This is a genomic window from Streptomyces sp. NBC_00212 (assembly GCF_045206365.1).
In the GTDB taxonomy this organism is placed as follows: Bacteria; Actinomycetota; Actinomycetes; order Streptomycetales; family Streptomycetaceae; genus Streptomyces.
On record NZ_CP108116.1, the window covers coordinates 240,748 to 261,199 of the forward strand.

The window sequence follows — 20,452 nt, forward strand, 5'->3', positions numbered from 1 at the left end:
CCTGCACGTCACGTCGTTGACCACCCAGGCATTTCCGCATCGGAGGACACCATGCGACACGAACCATCCAGCCACACGTCCGGATCCGCCCACGAGGCGGCGCCACTCGCCGGGCTGCCCACCCAACGGCCCACGGGCTGCCCCTTCAGCCCGCCCAGTGAACTGGCCGAGATGCGCGAACAGGGCGGGCTCGTCCGGATGCGCTACCCCGATGGGCACATCGGCTGGCTGGCCACCAGCTACGCCGTGGTCCGCTCCTTAGCCGCCGACTCCCGCTTCAGCTCGCGGTACGAACTCATGCACTACCCGTTCCCCGGCGGGGACATCACCGAGATGCCCCCCGCACAGGTCGGCGACCTCACGGGGATCGACCAGCCCGAACACACCCGCTACCGGCGGCTGCTCGCCGGCAAGTTCACGGTCCGCCGGATGCGAGAACTCACCGCGCGCGTCGAGCAGATCACTGCCGAGCACCTGGACGCCATGGAGCGCCGCGGCCCCTCGGTCGATCTGGTGGAGGCGTACGCGCACCCCATCCCGGCGCTGATGATCTGCGAGCTGCTCGGCGTGCCCGAGGCCGACCGCGAGGTCTTCCAGCGCCACGCGGCGACGTTGAGCGGCGTGGATGCCACTAGGGAGGAGCAGTTCGCCGCCTACACCGCGCTTCAGGAGGTGGTGCAGACGCTGGTGCTGGCCAAGCGGGCCCGCCCCACCGACGACCTGCTCAGCGACCTCACCACAAGCGACCTCACGGACGTCGAACTGGCAGGCGTCGGGAGTTTCCTGCTGGCGGCGGGGCTCGACACCACGGCGAACATGATCGGGCTCGGCACCTTTGCGCTGTTGAGCAACCCCGCGCAGGCCGCCGCTCTGCGCGGCGAGCCGGACCTCGCAGACCTGGCGGTGGAGGAGTTGCTGCGCTACCTGAGCATCGCCCACACCGGAGTGAGGGCGGCGCTGGAGGATGTCGAGATCGACGGCCAACTGATCAAGGCCGGAGAGTCGGTCACCATCTCGGTGCAGGCAGCCAACCGTGACCCGGCCAGGTTCGCCGATCCCGACACCCTCGACCTGCGCCGCAAGGCCACCGGGCATCTGGCCTTCGGCCACGGCGTGCACCAGTGCCTGGGCCAGCAACTGGCCCGTGTGGAGATGCGGGTCGCCCTTCCGGCGCTGTTCACCCGCTTCCCGACCTTGCGGCTCGCCGTCCCGCCCGAGGAGGTGCCGCTGCGCGTCGGCATGGACGTCTACGGGGTGCACCGGCTCCCCGTCACCTGGGACGGGGAGTAGCCGGTGCGAGTCGTCATCGATCGCGAGCGCTGCCAGGGCGCGGGCATGTGCGCGCTGACTGCCCCCGAACTGTTCGACCAGGACGCGGAGGAGGGCCGGGTCCTTCTGCTGCCGGTCCCCCCGTCACCAGAGCGGGACACGGCGGCCCGCCAGGCCGCCGGCTTCTGCCCCGCCGGGGCCATCACCGTCATCTCCCAGCGGGCGGGCGGAAGTTCACCGGCGGCCGAGTAGCCCGTGAATCCGGCAGGAGCAAAGGCGCTCCTGCCGGTTCGGCCGTCCTGCCCGGATCCCCGCACGCGGCGCGGACGGTCCCGAGCGGTCGGCACGGCCTGCCCATGGGGCACCGACGGGGACGAACACGCGCAACCCCGCAGACTGCACGGGCCGACATGCATCGTGCGTGCAGTTTCGTGGCTGGCCGGAGGCAAAGCCTGGTCGGCGCGCCGACGGGGGATGGCGGCGCGCCGATGTCGAACACTGTACGACCATTCGCACGCCGTACGCAATGGCGTACGGCGTGCGAATCGCTGTGGGTCAGACGATGGCGCCGTGTGACCCCGCGGTCCAGCAGCCACTGGACCTCGGAGCCATGACGGGTGATCAGTCCACGAGCTGGCGCTCCCGGCGCGGGTGCATCGGGATCGGGGCGGGCCCCACGCGGCTCAGCTTCTCGCCCTCGACGTCCACGTTCGGCAGCAGCCAGTCGAGCCACCGGGGCAGCCACCAGGCGGACCTGCCGAGCAGTGCGAGCAGGGCGGGCACGATCGTCATCCGGACGATGAAGGCATCGAAGAGGACGGCGACGGCGAGGCCGAAGCCGATCATCTTGATGAGGTCGTTGTCCTCCATGATGAAGCCCGAGAAGACGCTGGCCATGATGATCGCGGCGGCGCTGACGACCCGACCGCCGTAGCGGAAGCCGGTGACGACCGCCTCGCCGGGCTGTGCTCCGTGCACGTAGGCCTCCCGCATGCGGGTCACGAGGAAGACCTCGTAGTCCATCGCGAGACCGAACACCACGCCGATCATGAAGATCGGCATCGTGCTCATGACCGGACCCGGCTGGGCGACTCCGAAGACCTTGGCGAGCCAGCCCCACTGGAAGACCGCCACGACCGCGCCGAGCGCCGCGCTCACCGACAGCAGGAAGCCGAGCGCCGCCTTCAGCGGTACGAGGACCGAGCGGAAGACCACCATCAGGAGCAGGAACGCGAGGCCCACCACGAGGCCGAGGTACGGCAGCAGCGCGTCGTCCAGCGTCTTGGAGAAGTCGATGAACATCGCGGTCTGGCCGGTCACCAGGATCTCCGCGCCGTTCGCGGCCTGGAGGCCGGTCACGGTGTGGCGGATGGAGTGGACCAGGTCCTGGGTTTTGCTGTCGGTCGGCCCGGTGGTCGGGACGACGTTGAGGATCGCGGTGTCGCCCGCCTTGTTGACCGTGGCCGGAGACACCGAGGCGACGCCGTTCTCCTTGGCGAGGGCCCTGGCCACGCCGTCGGCCGCGGAGGCGGCGTTCTTGGCCTCGACGGTGACCATCAGCGGGCCGTTGAACCCGGCGCCGAAGGACTCCGAGAGGATGTCGTACGCCTTGCGCTGGGTGGTCTCCGGCGCCATCGTGCCCTCGCCGGGCAGCCCGAGTTCGAGGCTGGCGGCCGGCACGGCGCAGGCGCCGAGGCCCACGACGGCGATCAGCAGGACGCCCACCGGGTGGCGCAGGACGTAACCCGCCCAGCGTGCACCCAGGTTGGGGCCCGCCTTGGCGGCCCGCTTGGCCGCCTTGCGCTGCTGGCGCTCCGAGAGCGGCTTGCCGTAGTGCTGCTTGCGGTCCCTGCGGCGCAGCACCTTGACGGGTGCGAAGCCGAGCAGCGCGGGGACGAGGGTGATCGCGATGAGGACGGCGACGGCAACGGTGCCCGCTGCCGCCAGCCCCATCTTGGTGAGCATCGGGATGTTGACGACGGCCAGACCCGCGAGCGCGACGATGACGGTCAGGCCGGCGAACACGACGGCCGAACCCGCGGTGCCGGTGGCACGCCCGGCGGCCTCCTGACGGTCGCGGCCCTCGGCGATCTCGGCGCGGTAGCGGGAGACGATGAACAGGGCGTAGTCGATGCCGACGGCGAGACCGAGCATCATCGCCAGCGTCGAGGTCGTGCTGGACAGACCGAGGGTGCTGCCGAGCGCGGTGATGCCGGAGATGCCGATCCCGACCCCGATCAGGGCCGTGAGCAGCGGCATGCCGGCGGCGATCACGGAGCCGAAGGTGATGAGCAGGACGACGGCGGAGACGAGGATGCCGATCTTCTCGCCGGTGCCTCCCATCGAGGCCTCCACCTTGACCGCGTCACCGCCGGCCTCGACGGTCAGGCCCGTGCCACGGGCCTTGTCGGTGGCCTTGGTCAGTGCGTCGTGCGCCTGGTCGGTCAGCTTGGGCGCGGCGACCTTGTAGGTGACGACCGCGTAGACGGTCGTGCCGTCCTTGCTGACGGCCTTGGTCTGGAACGGGTCGGTGACCGCGACGACCTGCGGGCCCTTGGACAGGTCTGCGACGAGTCCGGCCACTTCGGCCTTGTGCTTGGGCGCGGAGATCTTCTCGCCCTTGGGTGCGCGGACGACGACGCGGGCGCTGGCGCCGTCGGCGCTGGCGGCGGGGAACTTGGCCTGCAGCAGGTCGAAGGCCTTCTGCGACTCGGTTCCCGGCATCGAGAACGTATCGGCCGGGGGTGTGGGAGCGGATGAGGCGGCGAAGCCCACTCCGCCGAAGATCAGTACCCACAGCAGTGCCATCAAGCCCCGCCGTCGGAAGGCGAAGCGGCCCAGTTTGTAGAGGAACGTAGCCACGGCGAAAGGACTCCCGTTGGGGTCGGGGACAGCAGGACTTGGAGCACACTCGAAAACCGCTCAGACGGTTTCCTTGAAGGTATCCGCGGAGCCGGAAGTGCCTCAAGTGCCCTGGATTGAGGCTTGAGTTGATCTCGATTCACTCTTGAGGCGGTGGATGTTTCGATCCCGGTATGGGGTCAATTGCGCCCCACAAACAGGTTCGCCAATATGTTTTTGAGGCGGCAGACCGGCGGCCTGCGGTCGTCTGCAGGGCGCGGGCTAGCGGTCCGCGGGACGGGGCTCGGTGAGGGCGGGCGCGGCGTACGCGACGGGTACGGGGGCGCCGATGCCCGGGCACGGCGTCACGGCTTCCTGGAGTCGGGCGGTCTCAATGGCTTACAGTCGGCCGCCCGACACCCGCCAGCCGCACGCGAGGGATGCGGGCTCGGCGAAGGTCTGCGCGATCAGGACGGCGAACTCGGCGCGGGCGTCACGGAAGGCGGCATCGAGCGCCGCCTCCACCTGCCACAGCCCTTCGAGCGCCAGGTCGAGGCGGCCCGGGAGCGTCACCGCGGCCTCCGCCACGACGTACCGCCCGTCGGGTTCCTGGGCGCTGCAGCAGAGCCGGTGCACCCCGGGTCCGAGGGCGTCGAGCACCTGAGTGAGGGCGAAGGCGGCGCGACGCCGCCCGGGCGCGGGTGCCGCGCCGATGGGCGGAGGTGAGGCGGGGGCGCTGGTCATGGCCACGGAACGGTCACCCCTCCGTTGGGGAAAGTCGGGTCGAAAACGGCCGAGCGGTGACCGTGGCCGGCGTGGACTTGCCACGTCGGCCACGGTCACCGCTGTGCGCTCGGGCGGTCTGCCGGGATCAGTGGCTGGCCTCCACGGCCCCCGCGCCCGCGACGTCCGGCGCCGAGGCGGCCTGCTCCGCACCGGCCTCTGCACCCTCCGCCGCAGGGGCCGCCTTGCCTCCCTTGATGAGGAAGAGGGCCAGGACGGCGGCGCCCACGACGCCGCCGGCGCCCGCCAGGAAGCTGGCGGACATGGCGTCGGTGAACGCCTGGTGGACGGTGTCGAGCAGCGAGGAGTCCTTCGTCTGGGCGACGACGGCGAGTGCGTCGACGATGGACTTCTTGGCCGTCTCGGGCGCCGAACCGGGCATCGAGCTGGTGTAGGTACCCGACAGGACAGCACCCAGAACGGCGACACCGAGGGCGGCACCGGCCTGCTGGATGGTGTCGTTGAGCGCGGAGCCGACACCGGCGTGCTCCTCCGGCACGGCACCCATCAGGGCCGACATGACCGCGGGCATCGCCAGACCGCTGCCCGCACCCATGAGGACCATGGCCGTGATCAGCGGTCCCCAGCCGTCGCCGATCGAAAGCGTCGACAGCGTCGCGAACCCGGACGCGATGAGGAGCAGACCCACCACGGCGATGGGGCGGTTGCCGGTCTTCGGGATGAGGCCCGCACCAACACCGTTGAACGCCAGGGTCGCGACGGCCAGCGGGGTGAAGGCCAGGCCGGTCTGGACGGGGGTGTAGTCCAGGACGTACTGCAGGTACTGGGTGAGCACCAGCATCAGGCCGCCGTTGGCGAAGGTCAGTAGCACGAGCGAGAAGCTGGCGCCGGTGAAGATCTTGTTGCGGAACAGAGTGAGCGGCACCATCGGCGATTCGACGCGGGTCTCCCAGATCACGAAGGACACCAGGCCGACCACGGCCACGGCGAGGGAGACGACGGTGCTGGCGTGGCCGAGACCACCCTTGGGCAGCTCGTTGATCGTCCAGACCAGCGCGGCCATGCCGACGATGGAGAGCACCATGCCGACCGGGTCGGCCTTGCGCCAGGGGCCCTTGGACTCCGGCATGAGGATGAGGGCCGCGATGATGGCGAGGAACGCGATCGGGATGTTGATCAGGAAGACCGAGCCCCACCAGAACTGAGCGATCAGGGCACCGCCGAGCACCGGGCCGCCGACCAGGCCGACCATGGCCACCGCGCTCCAGGCCGCGATGGCCTTGGGCCGCTCCTCGTCGTCGAAGACGGTGATGAGGATGGACAGCGTGCTGGGCATGATCAGTGCGCCGCCGACGCCCATCAGGACGCGGGCGAGGATCAGCTGCTCAGGGCTTCCGGCCCAGGTGGCCAGGACCGACGCGGCGCCGAAGGCCGCGAGACCGATGATCATGACTCGCCGTCGCCCGAACTTGTCGGAGAGGCTTCCCGCCGTGAGCAGGAGGCCGGCGAAGACCAGCATGTAGGACTCGATGATCCACTGGATGTCCTGGGCGCTCGCCTTCAGGTCCTCCGCGACGTGCGGAACCGCCACGGTGAGCACCATGTTGTCGATGACCAGCACCAGCGTGCTGAGACACAGCACGATCAGGATGAGCCAGCGTCGCGGATGACGTTCCATCTTGAATACCTCTCGAACGGTGTGGGCAAGGCGAACAGCCGCGCCCGGGTGGGGGGAGCTTAGGCAGCCATCAAACCAGCGTGCCGGTTTTTTATCTAGACGCTAGTCCGTTTCAAGCCACCCCCCGAGGTCTGCACGCCGTTCGTTCTAGCGAACACCGTACGCTCAACGAACACTGTACGCAACCCCGTACATCGTGCGAAAGTCGCGCTATCCTGAGATGACGAGAGAAGGAGGCCCCATGCCTGCCAAGGAGCAGCTGATCCGATCGGTGTGGACTCGCCCGCACCGCGCTCGACGTGAGCAGCCGGCGCTGAGCCGCGAACAGATCGTGGCCGAGGCGATTCGACTGCTCGACACCGAGGGGCTCGAAGCCCTGAGCATGCGGCGCCTGGGGGCTCGTCTGAACGCCGGGGCCACCTCGCTGTACTCGCACGTGGCCAGCAAGGACGAGCTGATCGAGCTGGTCGTGGACGAGGTTTATGGCGAGATGGAGGTCCCGGACGCGCAGGAGGCGGGCTGGCGTTCGGCGGCCGCCCACAGCGCCCAGAGCCTGCGGGCCGCCATCCTGCGGCACCCCTGGCTGGTTTCCGTGCTCGGCCGGGCCGGATTCTCCTCGCTCGGCCCGAACATGATGCGCAACACCGACCGGCTGCTGGCCGTGTTCGAGGCGGGCGGCTGCGATCTGGACGAGGCCGACCACGCCATGAAGGCCCTCGTCGCCTACGTCGTCGGCATGGGGACCAGTGAGGCGGCGTGGCTGACAGCGCTCACCCGGAGCGGCAAGAGCCAGGAGGAGTGGGCTGAGGACCTGTGGCCGGCCGTCGAACAGGCCGCGCAGCCCTACCCGCGGCTGCACGCCTGGTGTGTGTCGCGCCGCAGCAGTGACCCGATGGGCGGCGACTCGACGGACATCTTCACCTACGGCCTGGACCGGCTCCTCAACGGCCTGGAGGCCTAGAGCATCCGCGGTAGACAGCGGCCGCCGAGAAGTTCTCGGCGGCCGCTGTCTACCGCGGCGCCGGCGGGCAGCCGGGTCCCTGGTACGACCCGGCTGCCGCGCCCGTCGCCGAGGCACCCGTGGGTGGGGCGCCTTCGTCCAGCGCCCCGGCTCGTGGGCAGGGCGCTTCGTGCGGCGCCGTGGTGACGGCGCGTCCTTGGGAGTGCCGCCCACGACGGCATATCGGCTGGGCCTCAGCGGCCGCCCCGCCTCCGGGGCGTCACCGGCGCAGCCCTGGGGCCCTCCCGGTCCCGGCGGTGTTCACGGCGCCACCCCGGTCGCGGGCAGGCCCGTCTCCTCCGGCAGCCCGAGGGCGATGTTCATCGACTGCACCGCGCCGCCGGCGGTGCCCTTGGTGAGGTTGTCGATGGCACACACCGCGATGACGCGACGCGCGCTCTCGTCGTAGGCGACCTGGACCTGCACCGCGTTGGACCCGTACACAGCCGCAGTCGTCGGCCACTGTCCCTCGGGCAGCAGGTGCACGAACGGCTCGTCCGCGTACGCCTTTTCGTACGCCGCGCGCACGGCCTCGTCACTCACTCCCGGTTTCGCCCTCGCCGAGCAGGTGGCCAGGATGCCGCGCGGCATCGGCGCCAGGGTGGGCGTGAACGACACGGTGACCGGCTCACCCGCGACGGAGGCGAGGTTCTGCGCCATCTCCGGGGTGTGCCGGTGCCCGCCGCCCACTCCGTACGGCGACATGCTGCCCATGACCTCGGAACCCAGTAGGTGTGGCTTGGCCGCCTTGCCCGCGCCGGAGGTTCCGGACGCGGCAACGATCACCGCCTCGGCCTCGGCGAGCCGTCCGACGTAGGCGGGGAACAGCCCCAGCGAGACCGCGGTGGGGTAGCAGCCGGGCACCGCGATGCGCCGGGACCCCTCCAACGCGGCGCGGGCGCCGGGGAGTTCGGGCAGCCCGTAGGGCCAGGTGCCGGCGTGGGGGGAGCCGTAGAACTTCTCCCAGTCTGCGGCGTTCCGGAGCCGGAAGTCGGCGCCCATGTCGACGACGAGGACCCCGCGGCCCAGTTGTTCGGCGACGGCGGCGGACTGGCCGTGCGGCAGGGCGAGGAAGACCACGTCGTGGCCGGACAGCGACTTGGCGGTGGTCTGTTCCAGGACGCGGTCGGCGAGGGGCAGCAGGTGCGGCTGCAGCGCTCCCAGGTACTGGCCCGCGTTGGAGTTGCCGGTCAGGGCGCCGATCTCGACATCGGGGTGGTTGAGGAGCAGCCGCAGCACCTCTCCTCCCGCGTATCCGCTCGCTCCCGCCACCGCTGCTCGTATCTTCATGAGTTCTCCCCGTCGCGGACCTGTCGTCGTACCGGCCCCCGGTGGCCGCTGTCGGCACTGTCGGTCATGGGCATCTCAAAGCCGGGCCAGGTGCTCGGTACGCACCTCGGTCAGGGCGTCGACGGCCGTCGACGCCCGGCGCCACCCCTCGTGCACCTGGTTCAGTACCCGGGGCAGTGTGCGCAGGAAGGCGGCCACGTCGTCGTCGCCCAGGATCAGTGGCGGGGCGAGGCGTATCACCTCCGGCGCGACGGCGTTCACCAGCAGGCCCGCTTCCTCCGCCGCCTGCTGCACCTGGAGGGCCAGCGGCTCGGCGAGGACGATGCCCAGCAGGAGACCCGCGCCGCGGACCTCTTCGACCAGCGGGTGCGCGAGCTCCTCGATGCCTCGGCGCACCTTCTCGCCCTGCCGCTCGACGTGGTGCAGGAGGTCGTCGCCGGCGATGGTGTCGAGTACGGCGAGCGCGGCGGCGCAGGCGACCGGATTGCCGCCGAAGGTGGTGCCGTGCGAACCCGGGCCCAGGAGCTGGGCGGCTGTGCCGAAGGCGAGGGTCGCGCCGATCGGGAGACCGCCGCCGAGGCCCTTGGCCAGCGTGACGATGTCCGGCTCGATGCCCCGCGCCCGGTGCGCGAACCAGTGGCCGGTGCGACCGATGCCGGTCTGCACCTCGTCCACCGCGAGCAGCGCTCCGGCGGCCCGGGTGATCTCGCGGGCGGCGGCGAGGTAGCCGGGCGGCGGGACGATCACGCCGTTCTCGCCCTGGATCGGCTCGATGACGACGAGGGCGGTGCGCTCGGTGACGACGCGGCGCAGAGCCTCGGCATCACCGAACTCGACGAAGGTGACGTCCTCGGGGAACGGCTCGAAGGGGGTCCGCTTGGCCGACTGGCCGGTGACCGACAGGGCGCCCATGGTGCGGCCGTGGAAGCCGCCGTGGGTGGCCACCATGTGCCGGCGCCCGGTCAGACGGCCGATCTTGAAGGCCGCCTCGTTGGCCTCGGCGCCCGAGTTGCAGAAGAAGACCCGCCCCGGGCGGCCGGCGAGCTGGAGCAGCCGCTCGGCGAGCTCCACCGGCTGCGGGGCGACGAAGAGGTTCGACACGTGACCGAGCCGGCCGATCTGCTCGCTGACGGCCCGCACGACGGCCGGGTGCGCGGTGCCCAGGGCGTTGACGGCGATGCCGCCGACGAAGTCCAGGTACCTCTTGCCGTCGGCGTCCCAGAAGGCGGTGCCCTCACCGCGCACCAGCGGGACGCGCGGCGTGCCGTAGTTGCCCATCAGCGACGCCTGCCAGCGCCCGACGAGCTCCGTATTCGCACCCTCGCTCATGACTTCCCCTCTTCGTCGTCCGGCACGACCACCGTGCCGACTCCCTCGTCCGTGAACATCTCAAGGAGGACCGCATGCTGGACCCGGCCGTCGATGACGCGGGCGTCGCTCACGCCGTTGCGTACCGCGTGCAGGCAGCCGGCCATCTTGGGCACCATGCCGCTGGACAGCTCGGGCAGCAGCTTCTCCAGCTCCGTCGCCGTGAGCCTGCCGATCACCTCGTCGCTGTTGGGCCAGTCGGCGTAGAGGCCTTCGACATCGGTGAGGACCATCAGGGTCTCAGCGCCAAGCGCCGCAGCGAGTGCCGCAGCCGCCGTATCAGCATTGACGTTGTAGACATGTCCGTCGTCCTGTGAGTGGGCGATCGAGGAGATCACCGGGATCCGGCCGTTCTCGAGGAGCGCCTCGATGGCGCCGGTGTCGACCTCGGTGATCTCACCGACCCGGCCGATGTCGACCAACTCGCCATTAATCTCGGGCCAGTGCCTGGCTGCCGTGATGGTGTGCGCGTCCTCGCCCGTGAGGCCGACGGCGAGCGGGCCGTGCTGGTTCACCAGGCCGACTAGCTCGCGCTGGACCTGGCCGGCGAGCACCATGCGCACGACGTTCATCGCCTCGGGCGTGGTGACGCGAAGGCCGGCCTTGAACTCGCTGGCCAGACCGCGCCGGTCGAGCTCCGCGCTGATCTGCGGCCCGCCGCCGTGGACGACCACCGGCTTCAGCCCGGCGTGGTGCAGGAAGACGACGTCGCGCGCGAAGGCGGCCTTCAGCTCGTCGTCGACCATGGCGTTGCCGCCGAACTTGATGACGACGATCTCGCCCCGGTGGCGGACCAGCCACGGCAGCATCTCGATGATGGACTCCGCCTTGGCCAGGCCCGGGTGCTGGTCGGTCTTCATGAGGCGTACGCGCTGTTCTCGTGGACGTACTCGGCGGTCAGGTCGTTGGCCCAGACGGTGGCCGACTCGGTGCCCGCCGCGAGGTCGGCCGTGATGACGACCTCCCGGCCGCGCAGGTCCACCCCGTCGCGGTCCTCGCCAATCGCCCCGTCCTTGCAGACCCACACGCCGTTGAAGGCGACGTTGAGGCGGTCCGGGTCGAAGTCCGCCCGTGTGGTGCCGATCGCGGCGAGCACCCGTCCCCAGTTGGGGTCCTCGCCGTGGATGGCACACTTGAGGAGGTTGTTGCGGGCGATGGTCCGGGCCACCTCGACGGCGTCGTCCTCACAAGCCGCGCCGACGACGTCGATGCGGATGTCCTTGGAGGAGCCCTCGGCGTCGCCGATGAGCTGGCGCGCCAGGTCGTCGCACACCGTACGCACAGCCTCGGCGAACTCCCCGTATTCCGGGGTCTGTTGGGAGGCTCCGGAGGCAAGCAGCAGCACGGTGTCGTTGGTGGACATGCAGCCGTCCGAGTCGACCCGGTCGAAGGTGGTGCGGGTCGCCGCCCGCAGCGCCTCGTCCAGGGTCTCGCTGGCGAGGTCCGCGTCGGTGGTCAGGACCACCAGCATCGTGGCGAGGCCGGGAGCGAGCATGCCCGCGCCCTTGGCCATGCCGCCGAGGGTCCAGCCGTCGCCCTCGTACACGGCGGTCTTGTGCACCGAGTCGGTGGTCATGATGGCGACCGCCGCGTTCTCGCCGCCGTCCGCGGACAGTTCGACGGCCGCCTTCTCGACTCCCGGCAGCAGCCGGTCCATCGGCAGCCGGACGCCGATGAGCCCGGTGGAGGCGACGGCGACCTGGTCGGCGCTGTGCCCGTCGAGCACCTCGGCCGCCTTCTCGGCGGTGGCTCGCGTGTCTTTCAGGCCTTCCGGTCCCGTGCACGCGTTGGCGCCACCGGAGTTGAGGACGACGGCGCTCACCACCCCGCCGGCCAGCACCCGTTTGCTCCACCCGACGGGCGCGGCCTGCACCCGGTTGGAGGTGAAGACGCCCGCCGCGGCTCTGCTGGGGCCGCTGTTGACCACAATGGCCAGATCCGGGTTGCCATTGCTCTTGATTCCGGCTGCGACGCCTGCGGCTGAGAAGCCCTGCGCTGCCGTAACACTCATGGCGAAACTCCTAAGGTGGAAAATTCCTGTTTCCTGAGGGCCGATGGCGGCCACCGACAAGGCCGCGGTCCGTGCTGTTGGTGGGGGGCGGCACGGCCGCCGCAAAGGGCCGGTGAATCGCATCTTTGCCGACCGGTGTCCCCGGGCTCCGTCGCCGGTGCCGGAGGGGTACGTCGGCCACTATCGGCCGGAACTTGACCGTCCGTCCAGCGCCTTGTGCCAAACTGCTGGCAATTCAAGTCCTTCAGCACGGACTGTCCTGTCCACAGGACACCTCAAGGTCTGATCCAGGGCAGAACCGCCTGGCTTTGACCGCAGGCGCAACGCTGATATGCATGGACCGATCAACCGGCCTGCAAGAGCCCGGAGTCGCCGAAAGCCCCGGCTCCCACAGGCCGAACACCCTAAGAATGCGGGCTGGGGAGCCTATCCACCTCGCAGAGTACACGGATCACGAAATGGCTTCCCGCTGGAAAGCCGATCGTGAACGGCTTGAATTGGAGTGGACGATGAGCAGCAACCTGTTCGATGACGCGGATGGCCAGTTCTATGTCCTGGTGAACGAGGAGGAGCAGCACTCCCTGTGGCCGTCCTTCGTCGAGGTTCCCGCCGGCTGGCGGGTGGCGTTCGGCGAGGAGAGCCACCAGGAGTGCCTGGAGTACGTGGAGAAGAACTGGACCGACCTGCGGCCGAAGAGCCTGCGCGAGGCGATGGCCGCCTAGGCGACTGCCCGCCGGCAGTCTCCATAGCCCCGCCGCGGGACATGCGAACGGCTCGTCAGCCCGGCTGACGGGCCGTTCGCGCAGGGTCACGGCTCATCCGCCCACCGCGGCCAGCACCCCTTGGGCCTCCCGCTGCCGCGGCGCGGGACGGCTGCTGACGATGGAGTCGGCGATCTCGCCGCTGCGTACGGCGATGTTCGACAGCAGGGCCGACGACAGGCCGTGGGTGTGCTCGGTACCTCCCTGGATGTAGATGCCGCAGGACAGTTCCGGGGTGGTGACCAGCCGGTTGTCTCGCTGTACCTGGTGGCGCCCGGCGTCGTCGCGCAGGCAGTGGCGGTCGAGGTCGCCGAGCAGGCGGCTCGGGTCCAGAGAGTCGTAACCGGTGGCGAAGACGATCGCGTCCACGTCGAGTTCCCGTGTGTGGCCGTCGAGCAAGGTGTCCAACAGGACGCGCGTCTCGTCTCCGGCCCGCTTGACCTCCCTGACCCGCGTCATGTTGAGGAAGTGCAGGCGCTGGACACCCTGGACGTCCTCGTCGTAGGAGCGCCGGTACAAGTCCTTGATGACGTCGGCGTCGACCACCGAGTAGTTCGTGTTCTTGTGGTAGCGCCAGAACGATTCCCGTGCCTTCTCCGTTCCGTAGTAGTAGTGGTCGACCGCGTCCGGGTCGAATATCTGGTTCGCGAAAGGCGTGTCGTCCGCGACGGAGTATCCGTACGACGGGAAGACCGCCGAAACCTGCGCGTGCGGAAGGCTGTCGTACAGGAACCGGGTGATCTCGGCGGCGCTCTGGCCGGCGCCGACCACCGCCACACTCTTGAGGTCGGCCGGGTTCATGCGTCGGTACTTGGCCAGGAACTCCGAGCTGTGCCAGACGCGTTCGTCGCTCTTCATGCCCTGCGGCATGCGCGGTACGAGCCCTGTCGAGATGGCCACGTTGCGCGCGCTGACCAGGCGCTTGGCGCCGGTGGCGTTGTCCCTGACCTCGACCTCAAGGCAGTCGGGCCGCTCGGCGCCGACGGCCGGCGGCATGCGGATCGCCGTGACGTCCGAGCCGTAGTGGACCCGGTCGTTGAAGCTCGCCGCCGCCCATTCCAGGTACTGGTGGAACTCCAGACGGGTGGGGAAGAAGTCCATGTTGTTGACGAACTTCGCCAGCCGGCCCGACTCGTGCAGGTACGACACGTAGCCGAAGCGCGACACCGGGTTCCGGAAGGTGGCCAGGTCTTTCAGGAACGAGATCTGCATGGTGGCCGACGGCAGCAGCATGTTGCGGTGCCAGCCGAACGCGGACTGCCGCTCGAAGAAAACGGCTTTGGTCGGATGCGCCGGAACATTCTCCCGGTGTTCTTCCAGGGAGATGGCGAGCGACAGGTTTGACGGGCCGAAACCGATGCCGACCACGTCGTATACCTCGTGTGCACGAGTACTCATAGAGAATTCTCCCGTTTGCGTAGCTGTGACGGAACCTGCCGCAGTTTCGGCAGGCCAATCTGTGTATACCCCAAGAGGCCCCTGATCAGGAAAGTCGTCAACTGTCGTCAAGTGCACGGCAGGTGGTATCGGAATCTCAACCGGCAGTCCGGGAGACAAGCACTCGCGTATTGCACTCAAGAACGCTTCGGGAACCAACGTAGAGCGGCCGGACGAGCGTTGCAAGACTTTCGGTCAAGGCGTGCACCGGGCGCCTCTGTCCTGTCGACAGGACAGCACGGCGACTGCTCCAAAAATATTTGACAGAACCGCTCGATGCACCAGTAGCGTCGATGCTGCTTGAACCCGTACTTCGAGTGAGATCTCCGAAAGGGTGGATGCCGGATGTTCGTTCCCAGCCAATATCGTGAACCGGACGGTTCATGGATGGTCGACCTGATCCGCAACAATCCGATGGCACTTATGGCGACCAACAGCAGTCCGGCCGACGGAAGTTCTCCCGCGAGCCCGTTCGCCACTCACCTGCCGGTCATACCGGATCCGCAGATGAATGACGAACCGACCGACGACCTGTCCGGAATGACCCTGCTCGGCCATATGAACAGGGCGAATCCCCACTGGGAAGCGCTCAAGTCGGGAAGCGCGGTCCTGCTTGTCTTCACCGGCCCGCACGCCTATGTCTCGCCGACGGTCTACGACTTCACACCGGCCGCTCCGACCTGGGACTTCACCTCGGTGCATGTACATGGCGTGGTGGAGAAATTCGATTCGCTCGACGACACGCTGGAGGTGGTGCAGTCCACCGTGCAGGCCTTCGAGGGCGAATTCGGCACCGGCTGGGACATGTCCGAGTCCATCGGCTACTTCCACAAACTCGCGCCGGCCGTCGGTGCGTTCCGGGTCCGGGTGACCGGCGCCGACGGCATGTTCAAGCTCAGCCAGGAGCAGGCGCCGGAAGTCCGTGACCGCGTGCAGCAGTCCTTCGCCGGCCGCGAGTGCGGCCGTCACCGCGAGACGGCCAGGCTCATGAGCGAGCTGCCGTGCGCGCGGGTCTGAGAGAGCGAGGGCACATCGTCGCCTAGAGCCTCTCGTCCGGGCAGCCGTCAGGGCCCCCACTCCGGCTGGAGTGTGGGCCCTCGGCATTTGTCCGGGCGCGGCGGCTCCCGCCTTCCGGTTCTGCGGGGTCAGGCGCTGATGCTGGCCCGCTCCCGCATCTGCTCCATCTCCGCTATCTCCTCCAGAGCCCGTCCGGCCGCGCTGTCGAGCGTCTCCAGGACCCATTGTTCGAGGTCGAGACCCGACTGCTCCGCGGCCTTGTGCCACCATTGCAGGCGGCTGTCGGGCAGTGCGAGGCGCCGCGTCGTCTGGAGCTGCTTGCCACCGCGCGGCTCGCCCGCACGCGCCACCCGCAGGGCGCCGCGGAGCTGCTTGGTGGTCCACTTCTTCTGCTCGGCGCGGTCGAGCCACACCTCCTGCTCGTCGACGGGCAGGGAGGCTATCTCGGCATGGTGCTGGAACGTCAGTGCCTGCCGCCGCCGGCCGAACTCGAACCGCCGCGCGACCCATGCGTAGTTGCGCAGTGTCTGGTACTGCAGCCCAGCCGTGCGGATGCCCCGCTGGTAGCGGTCGGTGTAGTGGTCCTTGCCATAGACGAGCCAGTCGCCGAGCCACCACGAGGACGAGTCCACGATGCCGGAGAGCTGACGGCCGGCCTGCTCCCAGTCCTCGTAGGTCATCCCCGCCGGAATCTGCAGACCCACCTTCGTCGTGAGCACCTGGCCATGGCGCGACTCGTCAGCGCCGCTGCCCCGACGCTGCATGGGCAGGCCTTGGGGCCTTCGGCGGAAGGGGGCGACTGTGGCGCCTGCGGGATCACTGGTCCGACTGGTCATCATGCCTCCGTGTGAATGGATGCGAAGCGCCGGCGCAGCGCGGTCCGCTCCCAAACGGGAAATAGATTCATGGGAATTCGGCAGCAGTCCTCGGGTGCGGCACGGTGCCGTTCGCTCATGCGGCTCACGATGCCTGTCCGGACCGACAACACCCGTCGACCACTTCCCCCGTTCGCCTCGACCACAGAACTCCCCATGTCATGGCGGCTATTGGCCCGCTCCCCCGCGCCCACGCGGCACACTCCCTCTCGCGCGGGGGCGGGTTCGCTCATGGACCATCGAACACTCCGGCCCGCAACACGTGCGCAACAGGCCGACGCAGCAGTCGTGTTGCGCACCTGTTGCGCGCCCTCGGGTCTCCTTGTCTCCGACGGCCCGCCGAACTCGCCGGCGCCGTGGGCACCCGCCGAGCGCGGGTGCGAAGGACCGCCCGGGCAGTTGCCTCCCGGTCCCCTTGCACCGCGTACGGAAGCAACCCGCTCCCGCCATCGAGAAGAGGCCCGAAGATGACCGCCACCACCACCGCGCAGGCGCCCACCGAGACGACCGGTGCCCGCACCGAGCAGGCCGCGTCGCTGATCGGCGACGCCCGCGAGCGCATCGACGCGCTCGACAACCGCATCATCGGCCTGATCCGGGAGCGCATCGCCTTCTCGGCCATGATCCAGGACACCCGGATCGCATCGGGCGGCCGCCGCGTGAACCTGTCGCGCGAGATGGAGGTCCTGTCCACCTACAACGGGGCCTTCGGCAAGTCCGGTACGGCCCTCGCCATGGCGCTCCTGGAGCTCGGCCGCGGCCGCATCTGAGCCGGACGGGACCCCCACACGCCCACACGCCACGAACGGCGGAGGGGCCGCACCCCGGGTGCGGCCCCTCCGCCGTTTCTCATGGCCCCGGCGTGCGGCGCGAGCCACTCGCACCGCGAGCTCTCCCGGACAGCACTACGGCCCGCCGGGCAGAACCCGGCGGGCCGTAGTGTGCCGCGCTCCTACGCCTGGCCGGCCACCGCCTCGGCCAGTTCGGCGATCGTCTGCCGCCGGAACACGTCCTTGGCGGTGATCGGCAGCCCGGCCTTCTTCGCCTTGGAGACGACCATGATGCCGAGGATCGAGTCGCCGCCCAGTTGATAGAAGTTGTCGGTGATGCCGACCTGGGCGAGACCGAGCACCTCGGCCCAGATACCGGCCAGCACGCGCTCCGTCTCGGTGCGCGGCTGGAGTCCGTCGCCGCCCTCCACCGGGTGCTCCGGAGCCGGCAGCGCCTTGCGGTCGATCTTGCCGTTCGGGGTGAGCGGGAACTCGTCGAGCGACACGAAGGCCGAGGGCACCATGAACTCCGGCAGCCGGGCGGCAACGAAGTCGCGCAGCTCGGCCGCCTGCACCTGCCGCGCGGCGGCAGGCCGGACATAGCCGACGAGGCGCTTGTGCCCGCCCTCCTCCAGGGCCATGACGAAAGCGGCCTCGATGTCCGGGTGTTGCGCGAGGACCAGCTCGATCTCGCTCGGCTCGATCCGGTAGCCCCGGACCTTGACCTGGTGGTCGACCCGGCCCACGTACTCGACGACTCCCTCGGGCGTCCACCGCACCAGGTCTCCGGTGCGGTACAGCCGGTCGTCCGGGGCCTCGCCGTGCGGGTTGTCCAGGAAGCGTTCCGCGGTCAGTTCGGGTCGGTTGAGATATTCGCGGGCCACTCCGGGGCCGGCGATGTACAGCTCGCCGACCACTCCCACGGGCACCGGGGCGAGCTGCTCGTCCAGCACGTAGACCGTGGTGTTGGCGAGCGGACCGCCGATGGGGACGGAGGAGTTCTCGTCGGCCTCGCGCACCAGGTGCCAGGTGGCGAACGTGGTGGTCTCGGTGGGCCCGTACACGTTCAGCAGCCGCTCCGGGGGCTCGGCTGCGAGCACCTGGGCCACCCGGGCGGAGTTGCTCGCCTCGCCGCCGAAGAGCAGGTTGCGCAGTGTGCGGAAGGCGGCAGGGTCGGCGGCGACGACCTGGTTGAACACGGCGGTGGTCAGGAACAGCGTGGTGATCCGGTGCCGGGTCAGCGTGCCGATCAGTGCGGCCGGGTCGAGGAGGGTGTTCTTGTCGATCACGACGAGGCGGGCCCCGGCCACCAGCGGCGCCCAGATCTCGAAGGTGGCCGCGTCGAAGGTGGCGTCGGCTCCCTGGCCCACGACGTCGTCCTCGCGCAGCGAGACGTAGTCGGCGTTGCACACTAGGCGGGTGATGGAGCGGTGCTCGATCACGGTCCCCTTGGGCTGGCCGGTCGAGCCCGAGGTGTAGATGACGTACGCCGCGTCACGTCCCGAGACCTGGATCTGCGGAGGCTCGGCCGGCAGCGCGGCGATCGTCTCCCGCTCCTCGTCCAGGCACAGCATCCGGACGTCCGAGTCCGGCAGCTTGGCGGTCAGTCGCCGTTCGGTGAGGCACACCGTCGCCCCGGCGTCGGCGAGCATGAAGGCGAGCCGGTCGGAGGGGTAGTCGGGGTCCAGTGGCAGGTAGGCGCAGCCGGCTCGCAGGACGCCGAGCAGCGCGGCGAACAGCTCGGGACCTCGCGGCAGGCACACCGCGACGAAGGATCCCGGCCGGACCCCGGCCGACACCAGCAGGTTGGCCAGCAGGTTGGCCCGCGCGTCGAGCTCCGCGTACGTCGTCGTGTCCGAGCCGTCCTCCACCGCGACCGCGTCGGGCTGCTCCTGTGCCCGCTCGGCGACCAGCTCGTGCACCCCGCGGTCGGCGGGGAAGTCGACGCGGTTGACGGCCCAGTCGGCGGTCACCGTGCGGCGCTCCTCCTCGTCGAGGAGGGGCAGGTCGCCGACCGGGCGCGAGGGGTCGGCCACGGCTGCGGCCAGCAGCACCCCGAGGTGCCGGGCGAGCCGCTCCATGGTGGTCGCGTCGAACAGTGCCGTGTCGTACTCCAGAACACCGGCCAGTTCACCGGTGTCGGTCGGGCGGAACTCCACCGTGAGGTCGTACGCGGCGGGGACCCCGGCCGGCCGGAACTCCCGCACCGAGAGTCCGGGCAGCTCGGGGGCGTCGCCGGGCGCGTCACGCAGCACCACCATCGCCTGCACCAGCGGCTGGCGGCCCCCCTCACCCCGGTCTCCCAGCTCCTCCAGGAGACGCTCGTAGGGCACCTCCTGATGGGCGTAGGCGTCCTGGATGGTCTGGGTGCTCTCGGTGAGCAGTTGCGTGAACGGCGTCTGCGGCAGCACGGTCCCGCGCAGGACCAGCGGGTTGGCGAAGTGGCCGACCAGGTCCTTGAGTTGCGGCCGGGACTCGCGGCCGTCCGCGATCGTGCCGAGCACCAGGTCCTGCTGCTGGCTGTAGCGCGAGAAGAGCACCTGGCAGGCCGTGAACAGGCCGCCGAACAGCGAGCCGCCCTGGTCCCGGGCCAGTTCGTCCAGGCCGCTGGCAACGTCGGCGGGCACAGTGAACTCGTACAACGCGCCGTGCGTGCCGCGCCCGCCGCCCCGGGGCCTGTCGGTGGGCAGCCGCAGCACGGGAAGGTCCGCGAGACGCTTGCGCCAGCAGTCCAGGCGCGAGTCGAGCTTGGCATCGGTGAACCGCTTGCGCTGCCAGGCCGCGTGGTCGGCGTAGCGCACCGTGAGCTCGGGCAGCCGGGCGGGCCGGCTCGCCACGGCCGCCGCGTACAGCTCGCCCAGTTCCGCGGTGATGACGTCCTTGGACCAGCCGTCCGCGGCGATCCGGTGCAGGCACAGCACCAGGACATGCTCGGTGGCGGTCAGCCGGGCAAGGAGCACCCGCAGCACCGGTCCGGACGCGAGGTCGAAGGGCGCCGCAAGCAACTCGCTGGTCCGGACGTCCAGTTGGGCTTGGCGGGCCGCAGCGGGCAGCGGCTCCAGGTCGGCGAGCTCCAGCTCGATGGGGGCGACAGGCCACACGCTCTGGCAGGGGCTGCCGTCCACCACGGCGTAGGTGGTGCGCAGCGGTTCGTGCCGGGCCACCAGCTGGCGCACCGCTTCGGTCAGCGCCGTCTGCCGCAGCTCGCCGCTCAGGCGCAGCGCCACGACCAGGCGGTGCTCCGCCCCTTGTGATGCCAGCCGGTACAGCTGCTCCTGGCCCAGAGAGAGCGGAAGCCGGTCGTCCCCGGCAGCCGGACCTCGTTCCCGCAACAGCACCGTCGGCTCCTCACCGAGCAGGGCACCACGGCCGATCGTCACGTCGGTCATCT

At 69.8% G+C, this 20,452-nt stretch carries 16 protein-coding genes; 6 read left to right on the top strand and 10 right to left on the bottom strand.

All coding sequences use genetic code 11. The features are described from left to right. Positions 1-51: 51 nt before the first annotated feature. Both OHA17_RS40960 and OHA17_RS40965 read left to right on the top strand, forming a co-directional pair. Positions 52-1,290 (top strand): cytochrome P450, encoded by a 1,239-nt coding sequence (locus OHA17_RS40960; protein ID WP_331721418.1) that lies wholly within the window; start codon positions 52-54, stop codon positions 1,288-1,290. A gap of 3 nt (positions 1,291-1,293) precedes the next feature. After that, a complete protein-coding gene (locus OHA17_RS40965; RefSeq protein WP_331721419.1) occupies positions 1,294-1,521 on the top strand; it encodes a ferredoxin in 228 nt (75 codons plus the stop codon). Positions 1,522-1,890: 369 nt separating this feature from the next. On the opposite strand, the gene OHA17_RS40970 is transcribed toward OHA17_RS40965, so the two are convergent. The 3 genes from OHA17_RS40970 to OHA17_RS40980 all read right to left on the bottom strand — a co-directional run bounded on the left by OHA17_RS40970 (position 1,891) and on the right by OHA17_RS40980 (position 6,532). Further along, positions 1,891-4,131 carry an MMPL family transporter gene (locus OHA17_RS40970; protein WP_331721420.1) on the bottom strand — a complete coding sequence of 747 codons (2,241 nt, stop codon included), beginning with the start codon at positions 4,129-4,131 and terminating at the stop codon, positions 1,891-1,893. A 378-nt stretch (positions 4,132-4,509) separates the two neighbouring features. After that, positions 4,510-4,854: a hypothetical protein gene (locus OHA17_RS40975; RefSeq protein WP_331721421.1), complete on the bottom strand. Its 345-nt coding sequence runs from the start codon at positions 4,852-4,854 to the stop codon at positions 4,510-4,512. A gap of 127 nt (positions 4,855-4,981) precedes the next feature. Further along, positions 4,982-6,532 carry an MFS transporter gene (locus OHA17_RS40980; protein WP_331721422.1) on the bottom strand — a complete coding sequence of 517 codons (1,551 nt, stop codon included), beginning with the start codon at positions 6,530-6,532 and terminating at the stop codon, positions 4,982-4,984. A 241-nt stretch (positions 6,533-6,773) separates the two neighbouring features. On the opposite strand from OHA17_RS40980, the gene OHA17_RS40985 reads away from it, so the two are divergent. After that, entirely contained in the window at positions 6,774-7,493 is a 720-nt protein-coding gene (locus tag OHA17_RS40985) for a TetR/AcrR family transcriptional regulator C-terminal domain-containing protein (RefSeq protein ID WP_331721423.1), read from the top strand. Between the two features lie 300 nt (positions 7,494-7,793). On the opposite strand, the gene argC is transcribed toward OHA17_RS40985, so the two are convergent. From argC to argJ, 4 genes are all read right to left on the bottom strand, one after another. Beyond that, on the bottom strand, positions 7,794-8,822 hold the full coding sequence (gene argC, locus OHA17_RS40990) for an N-acetyl-gamma-glutamyl-phosphate reductase (RefSeq protein ID WP_331721424.1): 1,029 nt from the start codon (positions 8,820-8,822) through the stop codon (positions 7,794-7,796). 75 nt (positions 8,823-8,897) lie between these two features. Continuing rightward, complete coding sequence (locus OHA17_RS40995) at positions 8,898-10,151, bottom strand: acetylornithine transaminase (protein WP_331721425.1); 1,254 nt, start codon at positions 10,149-10,151, stop codon at positions 8,898-8,900. Further along, complete coding sequence (gene argB, locus OHA17_RS41000) at positions 10,148-11,050, bottom strand: acetylglutamate kinase (protein WP_331721426.1); 903 nt, start codon at positions 11,048-11,050, stop codon at positions 10,148-10,150. The genes OHA17_RS40995 and argB overlap by 4 nt, the downstream gene beginning before the upstream one ends. Further along, positions 11,047-12,201 carry a bifunctional glutamate N-acetyltransferase/amino-acid acetyltransferase ArgJ gene (argJ, locus tag OHA17_RS41005; RefSeq protein ID WP_331721427.1) on the bottom strand — a complete coding sequence of 385 codons (1,155 nt, stop codon included), beginning with the start codon at positions 12,199-12,201 and terminating at the stop codon, positions 11,047-11,049. The genes argB and argJ overlap by 4 nt, the downstream gene beginning before the upstream one ends. Positions 12,202-12,710: 509 nt before the next feature. On the opposite strand from argJ, the gene OHA17_RS41010 reads away from it, so the two are divergent. Beyond that, a complete protein-coding gene (locus OHA17_RS41010; RefSeq protein WP_331721428.1) occupies positions 12,711-12,923 on the top strand; it encodes an MbtH family protein in 213 nt (70 codons plus the stop codon). Between the two features lie 93 nt (positions 12,924-13,016). Here OHA17_RS41010 and OHA17_RS41015 read toward each other — a convergent pair whose 3' ends face one another. Further along, on the bottom strand, positions 13,017-14,360 hold the full coding sequence (locus OHA17_RS41015) for a lysine N(6)-hydroxylase/L-ornithine N(5)-oxygenase family protein (RefSeq protein WP_331721429.1): 1,344 nt from the start codon (positions 14,358-14,360) through the stop codon (positions 13,017-13,019). A 384-nt stretch (positions 14,361-14,744) separates the two neighbouring features. Between OHA17_RS41015 and OHA17_RS41020 the strand changes: the two genes are divergently transcribed. Next, positions 14,745-15,416, top strand: a complete 672-nt coding sequence (locus tag OHA17_RS41020; protein WP_331721430.1) for an FMN-binding negative transcriptional regulator — start codon at positions 14,745-14,747, stop codon at positions 15,414-15,416. Positions 15,417-15,544: 128 nt separating this feature from the next. On the opposite strand, the gene OHA17_RS41025 is transcribed toward OHA17_RS41020, so the two are convergent. Next, positions 15,545-16,135, bottom strand: a complete 591-nt coding sequence (locus OHA17_RS41025) for an LmbU family transcriptional regulator (protein ID WP_331721431.1) — start codon at positions 16,133-16,135, stop codon at positions 15,545-15,547. A 623-nt stretch (positions 16,136-16,758) separates the two neighbouring features. Between OHA17_RS41025 and OHA17_RS41030 the strand changes: the two genes are divergently transcribed. Further along, positions 16,759-17,061 carry a chorismate mutase gene (locus OHA17_RS41030; RefSeq protein WP_331721432.1) on the top strand — a complete coding sequence of 101 codons (303 nt, stop codon included), beginning with the start codon at positions 16,759-16,761 and terminating at the stop codon, positions 17,059-17,061. A 182-nt stretch (positions 17,062-17,243) separates the two neighbouring features. Here the strand turns inward: OHA17_RS41030 and OHA17_RS41035 are convergent, their stop codons facing one another. Beyond that, positions 17,244-20,450 (bottom strand): amino acid adenylation domain-containing protein, encoded by a 3,207-nt coding sequence (locus OHA17_RS41035; RefSeq protein ID WP_331721433.1) that lies wholly within the window; start codon positions 20,448-20,450, stop codon positions 17,244-17,246. Positions 20,451-20,452: the final 2 nt, after the last annotated feature.